At 61.2% G+C, this 5113-nt stretch carries 6 protein-coding genes; 3 read left to right on the top strand and 3 right to left on the bottom strand.

Annotation, left to right across the window (positions count from 1 at the left end; all coding sequences use genetic code 11):
* Both PSV43_RS06870 and PSV43_RS06865 read right to left on the bottom strand, forming a co-directional pair.
* Nucleotides 1-446: hypothetical protein (locus PSV43_RS06870; protein WP_300194870.1), on the bottom strand; the 446-nt coding region annotated here is incomplete at its 3' end.
* A gap of 42 nt (nt 447-488) precedes the next feature.
* A complete protein-coding gene (locus PSV43_RS06865) occupies nt 489-938 on the bottom strand; it encodes a biopolymer transporter ExbD (protein ID WP_300194868.1) in 450 nt (149 codons plus the stop codon).
* Between the two features lie 230 nt (nt 939-1168).
* Here PSV43_RS06865 and PSV43_RS06860 point away from each other — a divergent pair, with 230 nt between their 5' ends.
* Nucleotides 1169-1807, top strand: coding sequence for a response regulator transcription factor (locus PSV43_RS06860; protein ID WP_300194866.1), 639 nt, complete (start codon nt 1169-1171; stop codon nt 1805-1807).
* A 140-nt stretch (nt 1808-1947) separates the two neighbouring features.
* Here the strand turns inward: PSV43_RS06860 and PSV43_RS06855 are convergent, their stop codons facing one another.
* Nucleotides 1948-3198, bottom strand: a complete 1251-nt coding sequence (locus PSV43_RS06855) for a sulfatase-like hydrolase/transferase (RefSeq protein ID WP_300194864.1) — start codon at nt 3196-3198, stop codon at nt 1948-1950.
* Here PSV43_RS06855 and PSV43_RS06850 point away from each other — a divergent pair.
* A complete protein-coding gene (locus tag PSV43_RS06850; RefSeq protein ID WP_300194862.1) occupies nt 3160-3318 on the top strand; it encodes a hypothetical protein in 159 nt (52 codons plus the stop codon). The genes PSV43_RS06855 and PSV43_RS06850 overlap by 39 nt on opposite strands.
* A 40-nt stretch (nt 3319-3358) precedes the next feature.
* On the top strand, nt 3359-5113 hold a 1755-nt coding region (locus PSV43_RS06845), incomplete at its 3' end, for a glycosyltransferase family 9 protein (protein WP_300194860.1).

Genomic DNA, 5113 nt, shown 5'->3' with positions numbered 1-5113 from the left:
TTCTTCAAATCGAAGGGATTCGCGGCCGGATCGGTATCGGTGGGGCCGCTCACCACGGCGTTCTGCCACGTGGCATCCGTGGCGATCCAGCGCACGGCAGCGAGATCGCCATTGAGTTCGAGCCGCGCTGCGGTCTTCGCTTTGCCCGGCACACGCAGCCCGAGCTGATGCGCTTTGCCATCGCCGAGCTGCTGCGTGAGGTCGGTGCCGGTCGCCGTGTCAGCGGCTTTGACGGTGGCGATGCTTTGGCCATCGAGCACAATCTCCACCGTGGCATCGCTGGCGGTCAGCAGCACGGCTTTGAGCAGCTTGCCCTCGTGTTTCACCGACTGCTCGAATGTTGTGCCCGCTTCAGGCGCCGCCAGCCACTGCGGCACCGGCGGGCTGTTGGCGAGCTGCGCGAAGGCGTTGGCTGAAAGCAGCAGGAAGAGAAGGCAGCGTGACATGCGCAAAGAACGCGTGCTGAGGCCCGGGCCTGTCGCAGCAGATCAAAGCGGCTCGCTGCCGACGGTGAAGGTCACGTTTTGAATCTGCGCCTGATGCAGCGAGTTGAGCACATCAATGACACGCTCATAGCTGGCCTGCTCTTCAGCCTGAATGGTCACGAGAACCACCTGCTTCTGCTGCGCAGAAGAATCCGCTACTCGCCGCAGCGTGCGGGTCAGCATGGGCAGGGCTTTGTCCTTGGGTGAATCAAAAGCCTCTTCATTCAGCAGGACCGTGCCGTCTTCGAGAATCCCGAGGGTGATTTCTTCAGCCGGAAACTTCACGAGTTGGGTGAGATCATCTGGGCCCGGAAGTTTCGTTTTCAGTTCACGCTCCACTTTCACGCTGCCCACCATCACCATGAAGAAGAGCATGATGACGAAGACGACATCGATCATGGGAGCAATTTGAAAACCCAGCGTGGTGGTATCGGAATGGATGGAGTGTTTCATGGCGAGTGCGTGCATGACGGCTGCCGCCGGAGAATCTTGGGATGTAGTTTTCAGCCTTCGAGGCCCTAAAATCCTGCTTTACGAGTCCGGCGGCAGATTTTTCCGGGGCTTTTTAATCCAATTCCACCATGCTCTCAAACATTGAAAAACAATGGAGTGCATTATCTGCTCAAACTTTCTTAAGAACGCAGGCTTGACATTCTTTTGAAGATGAGTCTTTTAGTCAAACCGTGAAAAGCAAAATCTATATACTCGACGACCACCCTATCGTTATCGAAGGGCTTAAGAAACTAATCGACCAGCAAGAAGACATGCAGGTCATCGGCAGTGCTGAAGACGCCAATACGGCGCTGCAGCAAATCGCCAAAATCAAGCCCGACGTAGTCGTGCTCGACATCACCCTGAAGGACCGCAGCGGCGTGGACCTCATCAAAAAGCTGCGTGCCAGTCATCCGAACATGCAGATCCTCGTGTACTCCATGCACGATGAAAACGTGTACGCGGAGCGCTGCCTGCGCGCCGGTGCCATGGGCTATGTGATGAAGGGCGAACCCAGCACTCGCGTGCTGCAGGGCCTCCGTCAGGTGGCTGCTGGCTCCTTCTTCTTCAGCGCTTCCCTGCTCGGCAGCATCGTCTCCGGTGGCGGCCCTCGCGGCGGCTCCCGTGGCGAACCCGCCCGCATGCTCAGCGACCGTCAGCTCGAAATCTTCGAGATGGTCGGACGCGGCTTCGACTCCCACAGCATTGCTGAAAAGCTGACCCTCAGCGCCAAGACGGTGGATGCCCACAAGGCCAACATCCGTCAGAAGCTCGGTCTCGCTTCCGCTCGCGAACTGCTCATGGAAGCCGTGCGCTGGGTGGAGAAATAGGATTTCTTCAAAGAGTGATCTTTCCAACGGGCGGTGCGCAGGCACCGCCCGTTTTTCGTAAAGTACTCACGAGCTTTAGCTCGCTCTGGAAAGCGCCGCGTCTCCCATACCTCCAGACCGAGCTAAAGCTCAGGACTACTTTAATCCTTCGCCACCGCATCGCGGTCGGCTTTGGCCGCATCGGCCATCCGCTCCTTCATCGCAGCCAGTTGGTCAGGCTGCTGTGCGGCCAGGTTCTTCGTTTCGTTCGGATCCGCGAGGATGTCATAGAGCTCGAATTTTTCTTTCCCCGCAGCGCCATGAACCACGAGCTTCCAGGGATCACAGCGCAGCGTCCGTGACTTGAAGCCGGGGCCCACGGTGTAAAACGTGCGTGGCGGCGGTGGCGCTCCTTCGGCAAGCTGCGGCCAGAGGTTCACGCCGTCCCATTTCAGATCCTTGGCCGGTTTGAATCCAGCCAGCGCGCAGAAGGTGGGCATCCAGTCGATGATCTGCACCGGGGCATCATGCGTGCCGGGTTTCAGCGTGCCGGGCCAGTTCAGGATGCAGGGCACACGAATGCCGCCTTCATAGACGCTGCCCTTCTCGCCACGCAGCGGCAGGTTGTTCCCTGGCAGCGCGCCTGTGGGGTAGTCATCGGGCGGGTAGGCCTGGCCGTTGTTTTCAGCGGTGCTGCCGCCGTTGTCGCTGGTGAAAATCAGCAGCGTGTTGCTGCGCTGCCCGTTCTTCTCCAGCGCGGCCACGATCTGCCCCACTGCCGCATCCTGGTGCATGATGCACGCGGCGTAATGGCGGGCCACCGCGCCCGTGATGCCCGCAGGCACCTTTGACAACCACTCCTCCGGCTCCTTCACGGGCAGATGCACGGCCGTGAACGGCACGTAGAGGAAAAACGGCGCATCCTTCCGCGCCGCGAGCCACTCACAGGCCTCCTTGGCGATCAAGTCCGTCACATGCCCGGGTTCCTTGATGAGCTTTTCATCGCGGTGCCACGTCTCGGTGAAGGGGCCTTTCTTGTAGTGGTGGTCCCACGGTCCGACCCCGCCGCCCAGCGAGCCGTAACTGTGATCAAACCCAAAGCGATTCGGTCCCCACGCGGGCTTCGAACCGAGATGCCATTTGCCCGTGAGGCAGGTCTCATAGCCCACGGATTTCAACGCACCCGGCAGCGTGACGGTATCCCACGACAGCGCCCGTTCGCTCTGCGGGGTCGTGACGCCAAAGCGGCTCCAGCAGCGCCCCGTCATCAATCCGGCGCGCGTAGGGCTGCACACCGGTGCCACGTAGTGGTGCGTCAGTTCCAGCCCTTCCCGGGCCAGTTTGTCCAGTGTGGGCGTGGGTGCATTGCCCGCATGAAACGCCACATCCGCCCAGCCGAGATCGTCGGCCATGATGAAAACAATGTTCGGTTTCGCGGCGGCTGCATGCAGCAGCGGGCAGCAGGTGAGGAGCAGGAGAAAAAAGCGGTGCATCTCACGCCAAACGAAGCCGCACCCGCTGATCTCGCATGATCGGTTGCGTGGCCGGAAGCGTTGCGGCATAAAGAGCCACATGGGCCGCGCCAAAGATTCCGTCAGTTTAACCAAGCGCACCGTGCAGTGGCTGGTGTACGCGCTGTTCCGGTGCATTGAAGGCGTGCTGTGGCTGCTGCCGCTCATCGTGGTGTGGTACGTGGGCCGGGTGCTGGGCACCCTCGCTTATGTTCTGGCCGGCAAATATCGACGCCTCGCGCTGCACAACCTGCACATTGCCTTTGGCCGTGAAAAAAGCCCCGCCGAACTCCAGCGCCTGGCGTTCGAGCACTTCAAGAGCCTCTTCGCCAACATCCTCTGCGGTTTCAAACTGCCCCTGATGAGCGAGGCGCAAATTTGCAAGCACGTGCGCTCCGAAGGCATCGAACGCGCGCAGGCCGCCTATGACAACGGCAAGCGTCCGCTCCTCAATCTGGTGCTGCATGCCAGCTGCTGGGAAATCCTGACCCAGGTGCCGTCCATGTATGTGCGTGGTCATCAAGCCGGCGCCATTTACCAGCCGCTGCACAATCCCTGGCTCAATGCGCTGGTTCTCCGCCGCCGTGAAAAGCTCGGTTATACATTGTTTGACCGTCAGGCTGGCTTCAATGCGCCGATGAAATTCATGCGCGAGGCCGGTCAGGTCGGCGTGCTGGTGGATCAGCATGCCGGAGATCACGGCCTGTGGTGCCCCTTCTTCGACCGCCTCGCCTCCACCACCACCATCGCCGCGCTCATGGCCATCCGCACGGATGCGGTGGTGCTGCCGATGATGGTCTATGATGACGGCCCCGCACGCTGGCGGCTCGTTTGCGCTCCGGAGGTCAAAGCCCCCGCAGCGCAACCCAACGCCGAGGGCCTGACCCTGGCGATCAATGCTGCTGTGGAGAAGCTGATCTGCGAGCAGCCTGCCAACTGGTTCTGGGTGCACAACCGCTGGAAGCTGCCGAAGCCGAATTTCCTGCTGGCCCCTTATCGTCGCGGCATTGCCTTCTCACCGGACTACGACATGAGCCGCCTGCAGCCGTTTGAGTTGCTCATCCGCAGCCCGAACTGGCTGGGAGACGCCTGCATGGCCTTCCCCATGGTGCGCGCCATCAAACGCGGCCGACCGGACATGAAGATCACCGTTCTCGGACCGGACAAGCTGGAGGAGCTGTGGCTCTCCATGCCCGAAGTCTCGCGCTACATCGGCAAGCCCGCCAAGGAAGGCCTCTTCGCCGTGGCCAGGCGCATCAAGGCCACGGACGTGAAATTCGACGCCGCCGTGTTTTGCACCAACTCCACCCGCAGCACGCTGGAAGTCTGGCTCGCAGGCATCCCCCGCCGGGTCGGTGTCAGAGGCTCGTTGCGTGCCAAACTGCTCAATCAGATCATCAAGGGCGGCCCGGCCAAGGGAGGAAAGGAGCACCACGCGCACCGCTACCTGCGCATCGCCAAAGGCATCGGCGCGGACATTGAGCAACCCGGCCTCTTTGACTCCAGTCTGCCGCCTGTGCCGACGGACGGCACCATCCGTGTCGGCGTGTGTGCCGGTGCCGAGTACGGTCCCGCCAAGCGCTGGCCGCTGGAGCGCTTCGCTGCCGTGGTGAATCAAATCTCAGCCCAGCATGCGCAGTTCCGCTGGCAGTTGTTCGGCGCACCGGGGGAGAAGGAGATGGGCGAAAAGCTCTCCGCCATGCTCCAGGCACCGCATGAAAACCTCGTCGGCAAAACACGCCTCTCCGAGCTCATCGCGAAACTGCGCGGCTGCCAGCTCCTGCTCACCAACGACACCGGCACCATGCATCTGGCC

It is taken from the genome of Prosthecobacter sp. (assembly GCF_029946185.1).
Lineage (GTDB): Bacteria > Verrucomicrobiota > Verrucomicrobiia > Verrucomicrobiales > Verrucomicrobiaceae > Prosthecobacter.
This window is presented reverse-complemented; position numbering and strand designations above follow the sequence as displayed.

What these genes read in the sequence shown, in the direction of transcription:
- PSV43_RS06855 (WP_300194864.1), bottom strand. Translation starts at nt 3,198, where the DNA reads ATGGCCGACGATCTCGGCTGGGCGGATGTGGCGTTTCATGCGGGCAAT.
- PSV43_RS06865 (WP_300194868.1), bottom strand. Translation starts at nt 938, where the DNA reads ATGAAACACTCCATCCATTCCGATACCACCACGCTGGGTTTTCAAATT.
- PSV43_RS06850 (WP_300194862.1), top strand. Translation starts at nt 3,160, where the DNA reads ATGAAACGCCACATCCGCCCAGCCGAGATCGTCGGCCATGATGAAAAC.